Origin of the sequence: Paraburkholderia bannensis (genome assembly GCF_014200455.1) — a bacterium.
Taxonomy (GTDB): Bacteria; Pseudomonadota; Gammaproteobacteria; order Burkholderiales; family Burkholderiaceae; genus Paraburkholderia; species Paraburkholderia bannensis_A.
On record NZ_JACHBW010000043.1, the window covers coordinates 1 to 17,232 of the forward strand.

The 17,232-nt window shown below is 63.2% G+C and carries 17 protein-coding genes; 9 read left to right on the forward strand and 8 right to left on the reverse strand.

Going from position 1 to position 17,232, the window contains the following annotated elements; all coding sequences use genetic code 11:
- The first annotated feature begins 175 nt into the window (after positions 1 to 175).
- From F4827_RS34235 to F4827_RS34255, 5 genes are all read left to right on the forward strand, one after another.
- The gene (locus F4827_RS34235) at positions 176 to 1,078 is read left to right on the forward strand and encodes a phosphatase PAP2 family protein (RefSeq protein WP_183733578.1); all 903 of its coding nucleotides are present in this window, start codon (positions 176 to 178) and stop codon (positions 1,076 to 1,078) included.
- A gap of 187 nt (positions 1,079 to 1,265) precedes the next feature.
- Positions 1,266 to 2,333: a catalase family peroxidase gene (locus F4827_RS34240; protein ID WP_183733575.1), complete on the forward strand. Its 1,068-nt coding sequence runs from the start codon at positions 1,266 to 1,268 to the stop codon at positions 2,331 to 2,333.
- Positions 2,330 to 2,872, forward strand: coding sequence for a cytochrome b (locus tag F4827_RS34245; RefSeq protein ID WP_183733571.1), 543 nt, complete (start codon positions 2,330 to 2,332; stop codon positions 2,870 to 2,872). Before F4827_RS34240 ends, F4827_RS34245 begins: the two co-directional genes overlap by 4 nt.
- 263 nt (positions 2,873 to 3,135) lie before the next feature.
- On the forward strand, positions 3,136 to 3,474 hold the full coding sequence (locus tag F4827_RS34250; RefSeq protein ID WP_183733568.1) for a superinfection immunity protein: 339 nt from the start codon (positions 3,136 to 3,138) through the stop codon (positions 3,472 to 3,474).
- Positions 3,475 to 3,488: 14 nt separating this feature from the next.
- Positions 3,489 to 3,896, forward strand: a complete 408-nt coding sequence (locus F4827_RS34255; protein ID WP_260175564.1) for a hypothetical protein — start codon at positions 3,489 to 3,491, stop codon at positions 3,894 to 3,896.
- Here F4827_RS34255 and F4827_RS34260 read toward each other — a convergent pair.
- Positions 3,893 to 5,194, reverse strand: coding sequence for an aspartate aminotransferase family protein (locus F4827_RS34260; protein WP_183733565.1), 1,302 nt, complete (start codon positions 5,192 to 5,194; stop codon positions 3,893 to 3,895). The two genes, F4827_RS34255 and F4827_RS34260, sit on opposite strands and share 4 nt — an antisense overlap.
- Positions 5,195 to 5,333: 139 nt before the next feature.
- On the opposite strand from F4827_RS34260, the gene F4827_RS34265 reads away from it, so the two are divergent.
- Entirely contained in the window at positions 5,334 to 6,191 is an 858-nt protein-coding gene (locus tag F4827_RS34265) for a LysR family transcriptional regulator (RefSeq protein WP_183733562.1), read from the forward strand.
- 42 nt (positions 6,192 to 6,233) lie between these two features.
- Here F4827_RS34265 and F4827_RS34270 read toward each other — a convergent pair whose 3' ends face one another.
- From F4827_RS34270 to F4827_RS34280, 3 genes are read right to left on the reverse strand one after another with little or no spacing between them, the layout of a single operon-like run.
- Positions 6,234 to 7,214, reverse strand: coding sequence for an aliphatic sulfonate ABC transporter substrate-binding protein (locus tag F4827_RS34270; protein ID WP_409258904.1), 981 nt, complete (start codon positions 7,212 to 7,214; stop codon positions 6,234 to 6,236).
- 23 nt (positions 7,215 to 7,237) lie between these two features.
- Complete coding sequence (locus F4827_RS34275; RefSeq protein ID WP_183733556.1) at positions 7,238 to 9,562, reverse strand: TonB-dependent receptor; 2,325 nt, start codon at positions 9,560 to 9,562, stop codon at positions 7,238 to 7,240.
- 57 nt (positions 9,563 to 9,619) lie between these two features.
- Complete coding sequence (locus tag F4827_RS34280) at positions 9,620 to 10,936, reverse strand: LLM class flavin-dependent oxidoreductase (protein WP_183733553.1); 1,317 nt, start codon at positions 10,934 to 10,936, stop codon at positions 9,620 to 9,622.
- Positions 10,937 to 11,129: 193 nt separating this feature from the next.
- Between F4827_RS34280 and F4827_RS34285 the strand changes: the two genes are divergently transcribed.
- The 3 genes from F4827_RS34285 to F4827_RS34295 all read left to right on the forward strand — a co-directional run bounded on the left by F4827_RS34285 (position 11,130) and on the right by F4827_RS34295 (position 14,334).
- A complete protein-coding gene (locus F4827_RS34285; RefSeq protein WP_183733550.1) occupies positions 11,130 to 12,206 on the forward strand; it encodes a LacI family DNA-binding transcriptional regulator in 1,077 nt (358 codons plus the stop codon).
- 124 nt (positions 12,207 to 12,330) lie between these two features.
- A complete protein-coding gene (locus F4827_RS34290; RefSeq protein WP_183733547.1) occupies positions 12,331 to 13,146 on the forward strand; it encodes an AraC family transcriptional regulator in 816 nt (271 codons plus the stop codon).
- A 132-nt stretch (positions 13,147 to 13,278) separates the two neighbouring features.
- The gene (locus F4827_RS34295; protein WP_183733544.1) at positions 13,279 to 14,334 is read left to right on the forward strand and encodes a low specificity L-threonine aldolase; all 1,056 of its coding nucleotides are present in this window, start codon (positions 13,279 to 13,281) and stop codon (positions 14,332 to 14,334) included.
- 44 nt (positions 14,335 to 14,378) lie between these two features.
- Here the strand turns inward: F4827_RS34295 and F4827_RS34300 are convergent, their stop codons facing one another.
- The 4 genes from F4827_RS34300 to F4827_RS35730 all read right to left on the reverse strand — a co-directional run.
- On the reverse strand, positions 14,379 to 14,891 hold the full coding sequence (locus tag F4827_RS34300) for an OmpA family protein (RefSeq protein WP_260184749.1): 513 nt from the start codon (positions 14,889 to 14,891) through the stop codon (positions 14,379 to 14,381).
- A gap of 63 nt (positions 14,892 to 14,954) precedes the next feature.
- Positions 14,955 to 15,572 carry a type VI secretion system lipoprotein TssJ gene (gene tssJ, locus F4827_RS34305; protein WP_260175562.1) on the reverse strand — a complete coding sequence of 206 codons (618 nt, stop codon included), beginning with the start codon at positions 15,570 to 15,572 and terminating at the stop codon, positions 14,955 to 14,957.
- 32 nt (positions 15,573 to 15,604) lie between these two features.
- A complete protein-coding gene (gene tssG / locus F4827_RS34310) occupies positions 15,605 to 16,663 on the reverse strand; it encodes a type VI secretion system baseplate subunit TssG (protein WP_260175561.1) in 1,059 nt (352 codons plus the stop codon).
- Between the two features lie 47 nt (positions 16,664 to 16,710).
- A partial coding sequence (locus F4827_RS35730; RefSeq protein ID WP_260175560.1) for a type VI secretion system baseplate subunit TssF occupies positions 16,711 to 17,232 on the reverse strand: 522 nt, incomplete at its 5' end.

Below are 17,232 nucleotides of genomic sequence, written 5' to 3' on the forward strand. Positions count from 1 at the left end.
CCGAAACATTGGCTGGGTTGCATTTCGTCGTATTCTCCGTGCTTATGCTCGTCCACTTTGCAGCCCTTAACAAAAGTGCATAACACCTTCTAAGCAGAAATGTTATCGTTTGAAAAAAATGCTTTCCGGGAACGCCAAAAAAACGGCGCAAAATAAATAACACCAGACCTGCGCGATGAATACATTGAGACCGCGTTATGGGCAGCATGACGCGATTGCCGCACGAAACCTATCGGAACGGGTGAATCCCAATTTTGTCCGGGCATCGGTCGTCCTGACAGCCGCACTCATTGCCTTCGATATCGTGGCCGCCAAGGTCACAGGATTTGAAATCATCATTTCGGACAGATGGGAACCCATTGCCATCAATCTGATTTGCGTTGTCATTCTGTTCGCACTCAGCAAGATGGAGCGATACGCTGCCCTGAGTGAAACTGCAAGACTGCGCCGCTGGACCATCGCTCTGTCTGGCATTGCCGCGATGAGAATATTTCTGGCTGCGTCAATGGTTTTCCAGTCCCTCTCGGTTGCCCACAATGCCCCGCTGATCGATGAAGCGCTCATTGGCGTCGACCGGCGCATCGGCTTTCACTGGGAATACCTGGCAGCCTGGTATGCAAGGCACGATCACATCAAATTCTTCTCGAATTGCCTTTATGTCCTCTGGGGACCGCAAGTCGTCGTCACAGTGATCGTTTTATCGATGAAAAATCGAATTCGTGAATTGACCGAATTTGTTTTCCTGTTTGTTGTGATCGCATCGATATCCATCGCCATATCGGCATTCATCCCTGCAGCGAATCCGTTCTTTCACTACAGGATGGTCGATCTTTACGGCTCGACTCCATGGTCGCAGTTCTATCCCTTGAGGGACGGGACCTTGCGCAGCGTCGACCTGGGTTTGAACCAGGGACTGGTGTCGTTTCCGTCCATGCACGCGGCGGCAGCAGTTCTGTTCGTCTACGCGGTGCGCCACGTCAAATATTTCTTCACCGTGTCTGTCGTGGTGAATGTTTTGATGACCTTTGCCGCGCTTTACGGCGGCGCTCATTATTTGATCGACCTGTTCGCGGGCTAGGCGCTTTCGGCGGGAGTCATCTGCGCTGCCCGATGGTTTGATCGGAGGAATCAATCGAGGCGTCGCTGAACGGCGCGTCTTGCGCTCCGGCAACCCGCACGCACACGCAACCCCTTCGGCAGAAATTCTTTATGCTCTCGCAAAGTCCCCAGCAGAGCCTAACAACGAATTGACCAAAGAGGGTTCCATGTCAGACAGACAAGGTTCCAAGGATTCCAATGGCGGCGTACGTTCGCTGGTCCTGATCGCCGCCATCGTGGTGGTCCTCGTGGGCGCTTTCGCCTATACCGCAGGCTGGCTCTCGCCGGGGCGCATCACCCCCGCCAAGGTCGTCAATGGCCTCGCGCCGCCAGGCGGCCCCGCGCCCGGCTTCCGGCGCAATCACGCCAAGGGCATCTGCTTCACGGGCACGTTCGAGGCCAACGGCGCGGCCGCGGCGCTTTCCAGAGCGCCCATGTTCGCCGCCGGTTCCTATCCCGTCACGGGACGCTTCAACCTGGCCACGGCCGACGCCAAAGCCGCTGACGCCAGCGTGCGCGTGCGAGGCCTGAGCCTGCGCATCGTCACGCCCGACGGCAGCGAATGGCGCTCGGCCATGATCGACGCGCCGTTCTTCCCGGTCGCCACGCCGCAGGCGTTCTACGCCTTGCTTCAGGCGGCCGGCAACAAGAGCGACCCTGACGCCATGAAGAACTTCATCGCCGCGCACCCTGAATTCGCGAAATTCGGCGCCTGGGCCGGCAGCGCGCCGTGGACGGCTTCCTATGCGCAGGAGCGCTACAACAGCCTCAACAGTTTCGTGTTCACCAATGCGCAGGGCGAAGACCATGTGGTGCGCTGGTCCTTCGTGCCCGCGCAGAAGCCGGAGGCGGTCTCGCCCGATGCGCTCAAGCAGCGCGGCGCCGATTTCCTCGCCGCCGACATCACCGATCGCGTGCATGCCGGGCCGCAGCGCTGGACCATGATCGTGACCGTGGCCGATGCGGGCGACCCCACCGCTGACCCCAGCAAGGCCTGGCCGGACGACCGCCGCAAGGTGGAGGCGGGCACACTGGTGGTCAGCGCGATCGAGCCGGAGCCGGACGGCCCCTGCCGCGACCTGAACTTCGACCCGACGGTTTTGCCGGCCGGCATCCACGTTTCCGACGATCCGTTCCCCGCCGCGCGGTCCGCCGCCTATTCGGTCTCGTTCAACCGCCGCACCGCGGAGGACAAGGACTACCCGCACACGCCTGCCGAAGGAGCGAAGCCATGACGCCGAGCCAAGCCACTGAAGCACGCTTTTCGCCACTGCAACGCGCCCTGCACTGGATCATGGCGATCTGCATCCTGTCGATGCTGTTCATCGGCGTGGGCATGGTGTCGACCATCCGGCCCGATTACCTCACGCTCGTGTCGATCCACAAGCCGCTTGGGATCGTCATCCTGATCCTTGCGCTGATCCGCCTGGTCACGCGGCTGGTGAAAGGCGCGCCAGCGCTGCCCGCCGACATGCCCGAGCCGATGAAACTGGCCGCGCATCTCTCGCATCTGGCCTTTTATGCGCTGATGATCGCGCTGCCGCTGATCGGCTGGGGCATGCTCTCGGCGGCGGATTATCCGGTCATGGCCGCAGGCATCCGCCTGCCAGCGATCCTGCCCCATAGCAACGAACTGCATTCGCTGCTATGGAACGCGCACCGTTTCCTTGCGCTGTGTTTCTTTGCGCTGATCGTCGTGCATCTGGCGGCGGCCTTGTTCCACGCGCTGGTGCGGCGCGACGGCGTATTCAAGGCGATGTCGCCCTGGGGCTGAAGCGTATCGTCGAAGCGGCAGGCAGTTTAAGGGGCGGATTCAAAGGGGCGGATTCAATCCGCCCCTTTCGTTTGATGCGCGTGCTCAATGCTGGCGCGGTTTAGCCCACGATTCAGGCCACGATTGTTTTCCCAGATGCAACTCTGATTTCGTTCTATTAGCATTGTCTTTCGATAGCAACGTTCTAAACTCCCTCCATCGCAATTGCGACGCACCGCAGAAAGGTGCTTCGCCAGATTGCTGCTTGATCCGGAGGTGTTGTCATGTTGCAAATCTTCGAAGGCGCCGCGGCCATTGTCGCTTTGAGCCTTTATCTGATTCCGTCAATCGAGGCCGACGCGCGCAATCACAGCGATGCGCTGGCGATCACGCTGGTCAATATCCTGCTGGGCTGGACCATCGTCGGCTGGTTCGCGGCACGCGCCTGGGCGCATCGCCGTCACGACGATCGCCTGCTCGCGCGTGCGGGCCGCAAATTCCGCAGCGCCGCCGGTCGCATCACCAGCCAGAAGATCGTCGAGCACGTGAAGCTGCGCGCAATCCAGCAATGCCGCGATAAAACGGCCCGCAATAGCCGTATTGCGACCAATCTTTGCTCGTAGGAATTCGGGCGGCCATGCACCGCCTTGTTTTAATTTTTTTCCCGCTTTTGCCAAGCGTGTTTTGTCCGCTTGTTCCCGAGTACGAAGTAAAAATGCAGTCGAATATCCCGTTGTCGAAGTTCCCCCGTACCGTTTCCCGGTTGATTGCTTCGCTGTTCGCCACCGCGACGGTTTTATCGGCGTGCGCGTCGGCAGGCGACGTCACCGCCACCGGCAAGGATGGCGTCTATATGGTGACCGCTTCCGCAGCCGGTGGAAGTCTCGCCTGGGCGCGCGCGCACCGCCGCGCCCAGGCCGAAGCCACTGACTACTGCAAAGCGCGTGGCATGCAGACGAGCTTTAACACCGAAAGCCGGCAAGGCATGGTTGCGCTCGCGGAACAGGATTCCGTGCTGCGCTTCCAGTGCAATCCGAAGTTCTAGAGCGAGCGCTTGATCGCCTGCTCCAGCAACGACAGGCCCAGATCGATTTCCGCCTCGCTCACGGTGAGCGGCGGCGCGATGCGAAACACGCCGCCCATGCCCGGCAACTGCACGATGTTCATACTCAGGCCGAGGTTCATGCACTCGCGGGTGATCTTCGCGCCCAGTCCATCGGCGGGCGCCTTGGTGCGGCGGTCCTTGACCACTTCCATGCCGAGCAGCAAGCCACGCCCGCGCACGTCGCCGATGCAATCGAAGCGCTCCATCAGGTCGAGCAGCCCGCGCCGCAGGCGGTCGCCCATCACGTTCGCCCGTTCGACCAGCCCTTCGCGCGCCACCACGTCCAGCACCCGCAGGCCCACCGCCGCCGGCAGCGGATCGGACACATGCGTCGTATAGAACAGATAGCCGCGCTCGTGGGCCTGCTCCTCGATTTGCGCGGACGTCACCACCGCCGCCAGCGGCAAACCCGCGCCCAGCGTCTTCGATAGCGTGAGAATGTCGGGCGTGACGCCGTCGCGCTCGAAGGCAAACATCGTCCCGGTGCGGCCCACGCCCGTTTGCGCTTCATCGAGAATCAGCAGCATGCCGCGCTCTTCGCATTTGCGCTTGAGCGCCGCCAGATAGCCCGGCGGCAGTTCGATGATGCCGCCCGAACTGAGGATCGGCTCGGCGATGAAGGCCGCCAGATTGCCGCTCGACTGGCGGTCGATCAGATCGAATGCGTAGTCGAGTTCGGCGAGATAGTCGTACGCCCCCTCCCCGCCAAAGCGCGGCCGGTAGGTGAACGGCGCAGGAATCGCGAATGATCCCACCGCCGCCGGACCCACGCCCTTGCGCCCCGCGCTGTACGTGGCCGACGCCGCCGCCCCCGTCATGCCGTGCCACGACTGCGCAAAGCCCACGATTTCGTATTTGCCGGTCACGAGCTTCGCCATGCGGATGGCGGCTTCGTTCGATTCCGCGCCGGTGCTCAGCAGCAGCGCGCGGTCGAGGCCGGGCGGCGTGATCTCGGCCAGGCGCGTGGCGAGATCGACAACGGGCCGCGAAAGCATGCCGCTAAACAGGTGATCGAGCCGCCCCGCGTATTCCTGGATCACCGCGACGATCTCCGGATGGCTGTGACCGAGCACGGCGCTCATCTGGCCCGAGGTGAAATCGAGGATCGGGCGAGCGTCGGCGTCATAGACGAAACTGCCTTGCGCACGCTCGATGATCATCGGTTCGAAGGTCCCGCCGTAGCGGATCAGATGCTGCCTGGCGTTGCGCCAGAAGGTTGCGTCGTCGTTGCGGGACACCGTGGGTCTCCTCGTGAGTGACTCGTGAATTGGCGGCATGCCTTGCAGTCTAGGACGCGTCCTGCATTTACAAAATCGAATAGTATTAATAGGAGCTAGAAGCCGCGCTAATATCCAACCCCAATTTGTGAGTCATCTCGTGAGCCGGGTACTCGAAATCGACCTGCTGCGCTCGTTTGCCGTAATTGCCGAGGTGCGCGCGCTCAGCCGCGCCGCCGATCGTGTGGGCCGCACGCAATCCGCGCTGAGCCAGCAGATGAAGCGGCTCGAATCCATCGTCGATCAGCCGCTGTTCCAGCGCACCGGGCGCGGCGTGGTGCTCACGCATCCGGGCGAGCGCTTGCTGGTGCACGCGCAGCGCATGCTGCGCCTGCATGACGAGGCGATGGCCGATCTGAGCGGTACGGGGCTCAGCGGCAGCCTGCGTTTTGGCTGCCCCGACGACTACGCCACCGTGTTCCTGCCCGCGCTGCTGCGCCAGTTTTCGAGCCAGCATCCGCATGCGCTGGTGGAGGTAGTTTGTGCGCCCACGCCCAGGCTGCTCGATCTGCTGGACAAGCGCGCGGTCGATCTGGCGATGGTCTCGCTGCCCGATGCAGCGCCTGGCGAAGACCTGATTCGACGCGAACAACTGGTGTGGATCGGCTATCCGGGTCTCGATCCTGCGCACTTCGATCCCTTGCCGCTGGCGCTTTCCGATGCCGACACGCTCGACCATATCGCCGCCTGCGAAGCGCTGCAGGGCGCGGGCCGAGCGTGGCGGATCGCCTGCGCGAGCAGCAGCCTCTCCGGAATGATCGCTTTGGTGCGCGCGGGCCAGGCATTCGCGGTGATGACGCAGACGGCCGTGCCGCCCGATCTGGCCAACCTCAACGGCGATCCCGCACTGCCGCCCTTGCCTGCAGTGGGCATCACCGTGAAATCCAGCCGCAAGCGGCCGTCGCAACTGGCGGCGGCGTTCGCGGAACATATCCGCGCGGTGTTGCCCGTACTTTGAGCGCCCGCTTTTTTTCCCGCTTTTTTCCTGCTTATTTCTCGCTCATTTCCCGCTGATCGACACCGGCGCCGCGATCGCGTCCACCTTCACGGCGCGCGGAATCAGATGCTGGGCCGCGAATACGTCAGCGACACGTTGCTGGCTCGCGAGTATCGATGTATCGAGCGGCACGATCCCAAAGCGCGAACGCGCCAGAAAACGGCTGACGACGACAGGCGGCACGCCGGTCTCGCGCGCAATCAATTGCGCGGTCTCATCGCGATGCGTGCTCACCCACGCATCGCCGTCGGCGACCGCGCGCAACACCGCTTCGACAATATCGCGGTGCGCCTTCACGAAGTCAGGCGCGCCGAGAAAAAAGCTATAGGGCTGCGGAATGCCCGAGGCGTAATCGGCAAGCGTGCGCGTAGGCTCCGCTGCCTGCACCACCGCGAGATACGGATCCCAGATTGCCCAGGCGTCGACGTGACCGCTGTCGAACGCGGCACGCGCATCGGCAGGCGAAAGGAACACTGGCTTGACGTCCTCATAGCGCAGCCCCGCCTGCGCGAGCGCGGCCACCAGCAGATAATGCGAGCTGGAACCGCGCGCGAGCGCCACCGTATGGCCCTTGAGATCGGCCACGCTCTTGAGTGGCGAGCCCGCGCGCACGATCAACGCCTCGTTGTGCGGCCCGGCGGGTTCCGCCGCGAGATAGGCAACGCGGCTACCCGCAGCCTGCGCGAAAATCGGCGGCGGCGCGCCCGTATAGCCGATGTCGATCGAGCCGGCGTTCATCGCTTCGAGCAAGGGCGGCCCGGCAGGAAACTCGGTCCAGCGCACCGCGTAGCCTTTCGCCGCCAGCGCGCTGTCGAGCGTGCCGCGCGCCTTGAGCAGCGTGAGCGGCGTGCCCTTCTGATAGCCGATGTTCAGCACTGCTTCGGCCGATGCCGGCATCGGTGTCATGAGCGCACCTGATGCCGTTACCGCGGTGAATAGCGCGGCGATGCGTATGCGCGAAAGCGTTTTGATGAACCACTGCATAATCGCTGCCCTCTCGATGAAAATCAGAAAAAGTCCTTACGCAACTGGATGCCGAAGTAGCGATCGGCATCGCGCGGCACGCCAATCGTCACGTAGCCCGAACCCGTCGCCATCACGCTCACATAAGATTTATCGAGCAGGTTCTTGCCGATCAGCGCAACACGCCAGCCATTGTCGAAATTCAGCGCAACGCTCGCATTGAGAATGCCGTACGCGCCCTGAATGGTGTTCGGCGATTGCGCGAGGTCGTACTGCACGCGGCTTTGCCAGAAGTAATTCGCGTACAACTCAAGCTCAGGGCCGATGGGCAGCGGGTGGCGATAATCGGCGGAAATATTGGCCTTGAACGTCGGCGAGAACGGCAGCGTCTTGCCATTGACGTTGCAGCTCGCCTGCGCGCCCACGGGGCAATTGAATTCGTCGATATGCGCGTCGGTGAACGCCAGGCCGCCGGTGAGGCTCAAGCCGCGCAGCGGACGCGCGCCCAGATCCAGCTCGACGCCGCGCGTCGATACCGTGCCGGCATTGATGAGGCGCGTGACCACCTGGCCGGCCACCGTGTCGTAATAATTTGCCTGGTAGTTCTGATAATGGGTGTCGTACAGCGCGATATTGGCGGTGTAGCGATGATCGGGCGTCTGCATCTTCGCGCCGATCTCGTACGAATTGGATTCTTCGGGACGCAGCGCGGGCGTATCGCGCTGCTGCATGTTGAAGAACACGTTGAAGGCCGGCCCCTTGTAGCCGTGCGAGTACATCGCATAGAGCATGACGTCGCGCGTGAGGTCGAACTCCAGACCCGCGCGGCCCGACAGGCCATTGGCGCTCGTCCAGCCCGACGACGCGAACGAGGGATTGATACCCGAGACCGCCGCAGCCGAGGTCGAGGTGCGCTCGAAGTCATAGCCCACCTCATCGTGCGTGACGCGCAGACCCGTGATGGCGCGCAGACGCTCGCTCAGGTGAAACGTACCTTCGCCATAGGCCGCGAAGCTGTTGGTGAGCGTGCCGAACTCCGCGTCTCCCGTCGTGTGCGTGAGCGTGGACGAACCGGGATAGCATGGCGTGAGACCACTGACGATGCTCGCCGACGTCGAGTTCTTGCAGGTCGTCACGGCGCGGTTGTAGTGCTCGTTATCCTGCGTATGAAGCGCGTAGACACCGGCGACATAGTCGAAGAAGCCACCCTTTGGCGAAGCCAGCCGCAGTTCCTGCGATAGCTGTGTAAAGCCCAGATCGCCGCGATCGTTCGAGCTGGGAATCTGCTGATAGACCTGTGGGACCCAGGCTTCATCGGTGCGTTGGCGGTTGAGCCATTGGCGGTAGGCTGAAATCGAAGACAGCGTGTAGCCGCCGCCCAGTTTCCAGTCGACCTGCGCGGAGACGCCCCAATTGGTGTCTTCCACCGAAGGCCCATAGGGATAGTTCACTTCGCGGTTCTGCAGGCTCGGCACGACGGGCGAAAGCGCAGCGGCGTAGATGGGATTGGTCGCCTTGCCGATCACGCCGGCCGCGTACGAATCGTGCGCGTACATGTAGTCGGCGATGACCGTCGCCTTCACATTGCTGCTGGGCGTGAACACGAATTTCGAGCGGAAGCCCTTGTGGTTATAACCGTTGATCTCTTCGCCGTTGTAGACGTTCTTGACGTTGCCGTCGTAGCGGCCATACAGCGCGGTGAACGAGCCCGTGAGCAATCCTGGCAGCAAGGTGCCTTCCACGCCGGCGCGCACGCGTTGCTCGCCGCCTTGATAGAACTGCGTGTCGACATAGCCGGTGGGCTGCTTCGCCGGATCGCGCGTGACGATGTTGATGACGCCCGCCGTTGCGTTCTTGCCGAACAGCGTGCCCTGCGGGCCGCGCAGCACTTCAACGTGATCGACGTCCAGCAGGTCGAGCGTTGCCTGGCCGGGCCGCGCATAGACCACGCCGTCGATCACGGTGGACACCGAAGGCTCGACCCCCGGCGAGGTCGAATTGGTCCCTACGCCACGGATCGTCAATGTGGTGTCCTTGCTCGACAGCGAGGGCTTGAAAGTGAGTTCTGGCACTGCCGTGACGAGTGACTGCACGGTGTTGTTGCCTGCGCGTTCCATCTCCGCGCCGCTGACCACGGTGAGCGCGATGGGCACCTTCTGCGCCGATTCGTTGCGGCGCGTGGCGGTCACCGTGACCGTCGGCAATTCGGTTGGCCTTTGCGCGGAAGCCGACGATGCCGCTACGGCCGGCGCCGCTTGATCGGCACGATCGTTTGTGCCGTCGGCTGCGTGGGCCGACGCGACAGTAGCGGCGCAAATAGCGCTCACAATCAGTTTCTGGCGGGTGAGCGGCGTGCAAATGTAATTCATCGGGTTGTTGTTCACGTTGAGTTTTATTGTTTTGCGGTGTTTTGAATTACGCGTGGCTTATCGCTCGCGCACCGGCCGCTGCAATCCCAGGTGGTCGCGCAACGTCTTTCCTTGATATGTCGTCCGGAACAGTCCGCGGCGGCGCAGTTCGGGAACCACGAGTTCACAGAAGCGCTCCAGCCCGCCGGGCAGATCGGCGGCCATGATATTGAAGCCGTCGGCGGCGCCGTTTTCGAACCAGTGCTGCATCGCGTCGGCCACGCTTTGCGGCGTGCCGACCAGCGTGAAATGCCCGCGCCCGCCTGCAATGCGCAGATAGAGCTGGCGCACCGTGAGCCGCTCATTGCCCGCGATGCTGGTGAGTAACTGCTGACGGCTGCGTTGACCGCTATCGGTCATCGGCAGATCCGGCAGGGGCGCGTCCAGCTCGACGCCGCCCAGATCGAAATTGCCGATCATCCGTGCGAGCAGCGCAAGACCGGCCTCGGGATGCACCAAGGCCTGAAGCTGCGCCTCACGCGAACGCGCCTCTTCCAGCGTCGGTGCGACGATCACCGAGAGTCCCGGCATGATCTTGAGCGAATCGCTATCGCGCCCCGCCGCGACGACGCGCTGTTTGAGATCGCGATAGAACGCCTGCGCGGTCTCGAAACTGGCTTGCGCCGTGAATACGACTTCCGCCGTGCGCGCCGCCAGCTCACGCCCGCGCTCCGATGACCCGGCCTGCACGACCACGGGCCAGCCTTGCGGCGTGCGCGCCACGTTCAGCGGACCATCGACGCAAAAATGCTCGCCACGATGCAGCGGCGTGCGCAGCGTTGCCGCGTCGTAGTATTGGCCGCTGCGCTTGTCGCGAACGAAACTCGCATCGTCCCAGCTATCCCAAAGCGCGGTCACGACGCGATGAAATTCCTCGGCGCGCGCGTAACGATCGACATGACTGTAATGCTCGGCCCGGCCGAAATTGCCCGCCTCCGCCGCGTTGTCGGTCGTCACGAGATTCCACCCTGCTCGACCGCCGCTGATGTGATCGAGCGAAGCGAACTTGCGCGCGAGGTGATACGGCTCGTTGTAGCTGGTGGTCGCCGTGCCGATCAGGCCGATCCGCTGCGTCGCCACCGCCAGCGCGGGCAGCAAGGTCAGCGGATCGAGACGGTCTGCGCGCGCCACGCGGTCCGCACCGGGGCCCGTGTTGGCAGCCACGCTGTCCGCGACGAACAACGCGTCGAAGCAGGCCGCTTCGGCCAGCTGCGCAAGCCGGATCCACGCGTGGATATCGAGACCTGCATCGGCCTGAACTTCGTCGAGACGCCAGGCCGCGAGGTGGTGACCCGTTTCCATCAGGAACGCGCCCAGGTGCATCTCACGTTTCATCGAACTCCTCATTAATCCGGTAGATTCCATCCGGCAGCCTTGTCTATGCGATGCCATCCGTTTTAACAACGATTTTGCGCATCGCGCAGACCGCGTTGATATCGCTGGCCGGATCGAACGGTTAGCGCTAACATTTGGCGGCAGTTTCCTTTGCGCGGCGCGCCTGCGTCAAATAACGAAATCGGCAGAACTTATGCGAAATACGGCTAAACACGCAGCGGAAGAAGAGCCGCATACGCGGCTGCGGCGCAACTCGGGACGCGTCACGCTGCGCGATGTCGCGGACCACCTGGGCATCTCGCAGATCAGCGTTTCACGCTACTTTCAGGATCCCGAACGCGTTTCCGGGTCGCTGCGCGAGCGCATCGCGCAAGCCGTCGCGCAACTGGGCTATGTGCCGAATCTTGTAGCGGGCGGCCTGGCGTCCGCGCATAGCAGGGTGATCGGCATGGTGATACCCAATATCTCCGGGCCGATTTTCGCGGCCACGATCCAGAGCTTCAGCGACGCGGTCACGGCGCACGGCTATCAACTGCTGCTGGCGTCCAGCTATTTTTCGGGCGAACAGGAAGAAAATGCCGTGCGCGGACTGCTGGGCTGGTCGCCTGCCGCGCTGGTGCTGACCTCGCATTTCCACACCCAGGCCACCGAGGCGATGCTCGCGCGCACGAGCGTGCCGGTGATCGAGACATGGGACTATCAAGCGCGCCGCAAGCCGTGGCAGGTGGGGTTCTCGCATCCAGAGGTGGGCCGCATGGCGGCCCGTCATTTGCTGGAGCGCGGCTATCGGCGTATCGCCTTCGTGCAGAACAGCGCGGCGGGCGACTTCAGCGCGCTGGAGCGACGTGACGGTTTTGCCGAGGTGATGCGCGAGCATGGCCGCGAACCCCGCTTCCACGTGCCGCAGGAAGCGCAGCCCGCGCACGCGGGACGCGAGGCGCTCTTCGCGCTGCTCGACGGCCCCGACCCCGCTGATGCGATCGTATTCGCCAACGACAACCTGGCCTCGGGCGCCCTGCTCGCGGCGCAGCGCGCGGGCATCGCGGTGCCGCAGCGGGTGGCGCTCATGGGATTCGGCGACTTTCCGTTCTCGGAGATGCTCACGCCAGGGCTGACCACGATCCGGCCACCCGCGCGTCAGATGGGCGTACTGGCCGCCGAGCTGATCTTCGCGCGGCTCGATGCCGTGCAAGCGGGCAAGGAACGCGCTGGCGCCGTGCGGCGGCCCAAGGCGCTGGCGTGCGAGCTGATCGTGCGTGAGAGCACCTGACGATACGGGGCAAAGCCGGTCGGGCGAGCGGGACGGGTGCAGCAACATCTGCGGCGGCGGGTGCGCGGTATACTTCGCGAACGCCCTCCGACCTTGCACCCGCATCGCCAGCGCACCCTGAATCATGAGCGAGTACGTCCACTACCAGCAGGTATCCGAGGTACCCGGCCTCGTGCTGAGTACCGCGCGCTTCGCTGAATTCAGCTTTGATCGGCACTTCCACCTGGACTTTCACGTCGGACTCGTCAGCGAGGGTGTGCAGCGTCAGGGCAGCCACGGCAAGAGCGTACTGCTGGGTCCTGGTACGATCGCCCTGATGCCGCCAGGCGAAATCCATGATGGTGCGGCCCAGGACGGCGGCGAATACACGCTCAAGACTTTTCGGCTATCGCAGGAGCTGGTCGCCGGCGTGGCCGGGGAAATCAGCGGCCGGTCGCACGTACCCGAACTCAGCAGCGCGGTGCTGGACGATCGGCTGCTCGCAGGCAGCCTCGTACGCCTGCACGACACGATGCGCGATAGCGGCGGCGCAGGCGGCCTCGACGTGCAGACGCAATGGCTCACGTTGCTGGAGAGTCTGTTGCTTCAATCGCGCGCCGTCGTACCCGAACGCGTGCCGGGCGCGCTCGCGCCGGCCCAATGGGGCCGCGTGCGCGACTACTGCTACAGCCGTCTCGCCGAAAAGATCACCCTCGAAGAATTGGCCGCGCTATGCGGCCTCGGCCGCTTCCAGTTCCTCAAGCAATTCAAGCTGACCATCGGCATGACACCGCACGCATGGCTGCTGCGCCTGAGGCTCGAACATGCCTGCGAACTGCTGCTGCAAGGCTCGCAGGCCATCGCCACGGTCGCACAGGCCGTCGGCTTCTACGATCAGAGCCATTTCAATCGCGCATTCCGCCAGGCTTATGGCGTCGCGCCTTCGCGCTTTCGGGCCTGAATTCTTGCGGTCGGGTTCAAGGCGGTTCCGTCGCGTCCGCCAATTCATCCGTCAATTTTTTACAAGCGCTGCGCCCCTCGTCCGACATACGATGCCCGCATCCGGGGCATAGGCCCCTGCCGAGTTGAGGAAATGACCATGACGAGCAGTAACAGGGCGCCGGCGTTGGGCTTTACGAGCGACAACATCGCGGGCGCATCGCCCGAAGTCGTCGAAGCGCTGGTGGCGGCGAGCGCCGGACAAGCCAACCCTTATGGCGCGGATCCGTACACCGAAAGCGTGGAGCGCCGGCTGTGCGAAATCTTCGAACGCGAAGTGGACGTGTTGCTGGTGCCGACCGGCACCGCCGCCAACGCTCTCTGCTTGAGCGCGATGACGCCGCCCTGGGGCAACATCTATTGCCACGCGTCCAGCCACATCAATAACGACGAATGCGGTGCGCCCGCGTTTTACACCAATGGCGCGAAGCTTGTGAGCGTCGACGGTCCGGCTGCGAAGATGGATCCGGCGAAGCTGCTCGAAGCGGCTCGCGCCAAGGTCGGCGATGTGCATTCGACGCAACCCGCCTGCGCGAGCATCACGCAGGCAACCGAGCAAGGCAGCGTCTATACGGTCGGCGAAATCGAGACGATCGGCGATGCGTGCAAGGCCGCGAATATACGGCTGCATATGGATGGTTCGCGTTTTGCAAACGCGCTGGTTTCGCAGGGGTGTACGCCTGCGGAGATGAGCTGGAAAGCGGGTGTGCATGCACTTTCGCTAGGCGCGACAAAGAACGGAGTGCTTGCGGCCGAGGCGATTGTGTTGTTCGATCGGTCGTTGGCGGGTGAACTGGCGTTTCGTCGCAAGCGGGCGGGACATCTCTTTTCGAAGATGCGGTTTCTGGCCGCACAGATTGACGCTTATTTGAAGGATGATTTGTGGTTAAGGAATGCGCGTCAAGCAAATGCTGCGGCGCTGCGGCTTATGCAGGGGCTGGGTGGGATTGAAGGCGTTGAGGTTTTGGGTGCGCCTGAGGCGAATATTGTTTTTTGTAAATTGCCCGAGGCGTTGATCGAGAAACTGCTGGGTGCTGGATTCCAGTTTTATCACGACCGCTGGGGAAAGGGGGTCGTGCGCTTCGTGACGGCTTTTTCGACTACGTTTGAGGATGTGGATGGCCTCGTGGAGCGGGCGCGGGCTGTGTGAGCGGAACAGAGCGATTTCGCCCACGCGCCCGGTGGATTGAAACCTCACTTACCCATGATCCGGGTCTCGGACTCGCCTACGATCACGATTTCCGTGCGCCGGTTTTTGGCCTGCCCTTCAGGCGTATCGTTGCCGGCGACGGGATGATCGTAGGCAAAGCCCCTGGTCGTGACCCGCGAGCCGGCGATACCCCGCGTCTCAAGTGCATCGGCAACGGTCGTGGCGCGCGCCTCGGACAACTGCATGTTGTACTCGTGCGTGCCGACATTGTCCGTATGCCCTTCGACGATGATCGGCTTCTCGCTGCGTTTGAGCAGCACGACTGCGCGGGCAAGCGCGGGCGTCGCATCCGCCCGGATGTCGGACCTGTTGAAATCGAACAGCACCTTTTCGGGCAGGCGCAATTCCACGCCGTTTGGACCCTGTGTGACCTCGATACCCGTCGCCTGGTTAAGGGCAAGCTCATGGCTGCGATCGAGCCCGGCGCAGGCCGGGAGCAGCGCGAGCACGCTGATGCTGGTCGCCAGCGAAAACAGTTTCTTCAAGGTGTTCTCCATCAGAAAGGGGGATGCGATATGCGTACTGATCGCGATACCCCACGGGTGGTTTAAAGATGCCGGTCAGCCCTGCCTGTTGGCTGCCGTTGACGATGCGGGACTGGCCGGGACTGCCTGCTGCGGTGCGTCGTGTTTGACCGGTTGCGGATCGGCACCGACCAGCACGAGTTCGTTGCCGTTGACCTCGATCTTCACCGGGTCCGTTTTCTTCCACTGCTTCTTCGCAATGGCGAGTTTCCAGACCCGGCTCTGCACCGGCTCGCGGAAAAACGCCACCACGCCCACGAGCTGGGCATCGGCATTCATCGGTTCGGCAAGACTTGCACTCGCATCTGGCCGTAGAACGACATCCTTCGTGGCCACCAGATCTGCCTTGAGCAGGTTCAGATCGTCCGACTGCAACTGGCTATAGGTCAGTTGGGCGAAGGTCGTTGCATCCTTCAACTGGTAGAACCTCACCACTGTCGAAAGGGATTGTCCCTGTGCGTCCGCGTTGATCGATGCACGCGCCCTAAGGTCCACGTTCATGCTCTTGACCTGGGTCGTGAAGGCCCACTTCGCAGCACTCACCGTACTGTCGCCGACTGCCTGCGCCACACCGCATCCGGCCGTCACCACGGCAGCCAGTATCGCGAACGCGGTAACCGCGCGCTGTGTCACACGTTTCCTGTTTGCGCTCATTGGGAGCCTCCCCCTGTTCGTTTTGCTGTTCGTCATGCACTTGTTCTCCCGGCTCCGTTCCAGTGACCGAGTTGCACGCGCGTGACCTGCAGCTGGCCCAGAGCCGTGGAGCGGTACGGGGTTTCCAGTTGCGCCGTAAAACCCAGATTGGCCTGACGCGGCTCAAGCATGGGTTGCGGCATGAGATCGGCGCGCACCTGCATCTCCAGATCCGCCTCGCTTTCGTAGCCCAGATAGAACCGCAGCAGCGCCATGATCTCGCGATGGGCGGCCTCGCCCGGAACGAGCGACAGCACGGTTTCGCGTAGCGTTGGCGTGATCACGACCCGGACCACATTCGCGCGGTCGTAGAACCCGCGTCCAAGCAGGCACTGCTCGCCCAGCGCGGCCGGTTCAGGATCGTTCACTTCCCGCCAGACCGGGTGGAACTCCTCGACCACGATCGAGGCGTCCGGCACGGCATGTCGCAACACGCCAGCCAGCCCTTCTGCCGTACGCGTCCTTTGCATGGCGAGGCCAAGCATCGACAGCAAGCGGCGTTTGTCCGCCACCTCGGTGAGCCGCTGGCGCCCGCTGGTGAGCGGCCGCGCGTCGCTAGCCGCTATTGAGGAAGTGTCGACGCGCGTGGAAGTACTGAAGCCAAAGCCCGCAAAGCTGAGCAGATAGCGCGATACAGGATCCGTGCCGTCCCGCCGGAAACCGACCGGATAGCGATACTTGCGCGCGACGCGGTAGTACTGCGTGATGATGCGGTGATGGAAGAGGTCAAGGAACGCCGCCAGCGACTCGGCCCCGTCGCGGTTCTGTGCGACCTCGTCGACGAAATACGCGGGCATGCGCGCATCGACGCCATAGAACCCGAGGAACGTGGTGACCACGGACGGCGGCCCGGCTGGGTTATCGAGGTCGTACCGGACCGCGTCGATCTCCCGGCCCGGAAACCCCAGCTGCGCGCGCGAGCGGAACCGCACCGGCTCCCCGGCGGGCGAATCGGTGGTGCCGAGCGGCGGCATGTCAGGCGCCGCCAGTTCGAGCAGTTCGCAGAAGCGGATGAAATTCATGCGCGACGCCTGACCGAGCAGCGCTGCCATCAGGGGCGCGGCATGGGTGGGCGTTGCCGCCGGCATTCCTGGTGCGTTCAAAACGGCGCTCCCTCACCTTTCGTCTCGGGCCATTCGATGCGTTGTCCCGTCGGTTGGGCCACGATGACCAGCTTCGTGTACAGATTCACCGTCGCGTAAAGACCCAGGAAACGGTTAAGCATGCTGCCGAAGAGCTCAAGGTCACCGTGGCCGGCAAAGCGCCCGGCGTCGAGTGTCACGGTTATTTCGACGCCGCGCATCAAGCCGCCCTTCACGAGCTTGCTGAGCGGACGGTGGTGTACGTCGGTGATGGCCTCGATGCGTCTGCGGTTCCACGCAGCGACGATCGTCTGGCGCCACGCATCGTTCAGACTCGCTTCGGCGGGCGCGAGCACCGTGCGGGTCGCCTGCGTAACCGGCTCGACGAAGAGCGCATTGCCCATGCCGGCCCACTGCTCGCCGAGGCTCGCCGCGATGAGCTGCGCGTAGCCGAGCGTATCGGACAGGTCCGAGCCCTTGCCCTGGTAGAGCGCCTGCGCGACCTGCCGTGCCTGGTCGTCGGAATCGGGGCTGTCGCT

What these genes read in the sequence shown, in the direction of transcription:
- F4827_RS34235 (WP_183733578.1), top strand. Translation starts at nt 176, where the DNA reads ATGAATACATTGAGACCGCGTTATGGGCAGCATGACGCGATTGCCGCA.
- F4827_RS34240 (WP_183733575.1), top strand. Translation starts at nt 1,266, where the DNA reads ATGTCAGACAGACAAGGTTCCAAGGATTCCAATGGCGGCGTACGTTCG.
- F4827_RS34245 (WP_183733571.1), top strand. Translation starts at nt 2,330, where the DNA reads ATGACGCCGAGCCAAGCCACTGAAGCACGCTTTTCGCCACTGCAACGC.
- F4827_RS34250 (WP_183733568.1), top strand. Translation starts at nt 3,136, where the DNA reads ATGTTGCAAATCTTCGAAGGCGCCGCGGCCATTGTCGCTTTGAGCCTT.
- F4827_RS34255 (WP_260175564.1), top strand. Translation starts at nt 3,489, where the DNA reads ATGCACCGCCTTGTTTTAATTTTTTTCCCGCTTTTGCCAAGCGTGTTT.
- F4827_RS34270 (WP_409258904.1), bottom strand. Translation starts at nt 7,214, where the DNA reads ATGCAGTGGTTCATCAAAACGCTTTCGCGCATACGCATCGCCGCGCTA.
- F4827_RS34275 (WP_183733556.1), bottom strand. Translation starts at nt 9,562, where the DNA reads ATGAATTACATTTGCACGCCGCTCACCCGCCAGAAACTGATTGTGAGC.
- F4827_RS34280 (WP_183733553.1), bottom strand. Translation starts at nt 10,936, where the DNA reads ATGAAACGTGAGATGCACCTGGGCGCGTTCCTGATGGAAACGGGTCAC.
- F4827_RS34285 (WP_183733550.1), top strand. Translation starts at nt 11,130, where the DNA reads ATGCGAAATACGGCTAAACACGCAGCGGAAGAAGAGCCGCATACGCGG.
- F4827_RS34290 (WP_183733547.1), top strand. Translation starts at nt 12,331, where the DNA reads ATGAGCGAGTACGTCCACTACCAGCAGGTATCCGAGGTACCCGGCCTC.
- F4827_RS34295 (WP_183733544.1), top strand. Translation starts at nt 13,279, where the DNA reads ATGACCATGACGAGCAGTAACAGGGCGCCGGCGTTGGGCTTTACGAGC.
- F4827_RS34300 (WP_260184749.1), bottom strand. Translation starts at nt 14,891, where the DNA reads ATGGAGAACACCTTGAAGAAACTGTTTTCGCTGGCGACCAGCATCAGC.
- tssJ (WP_260175562.1), bottom strand. Translation starts at nt 15,572, where the DNA reads ATGAGCGCAAACAGGAAACGTGTGACACAGCGCGCGGTTACCGCGTTC.
- tssG (WP_260175561.1), bottom strand. Translation starts at nt 16,663, where the DNA reads ATGGCAGCGCTGCTCGGTCAGGCGTCGCGCATGAATTTCATCCGCTTC.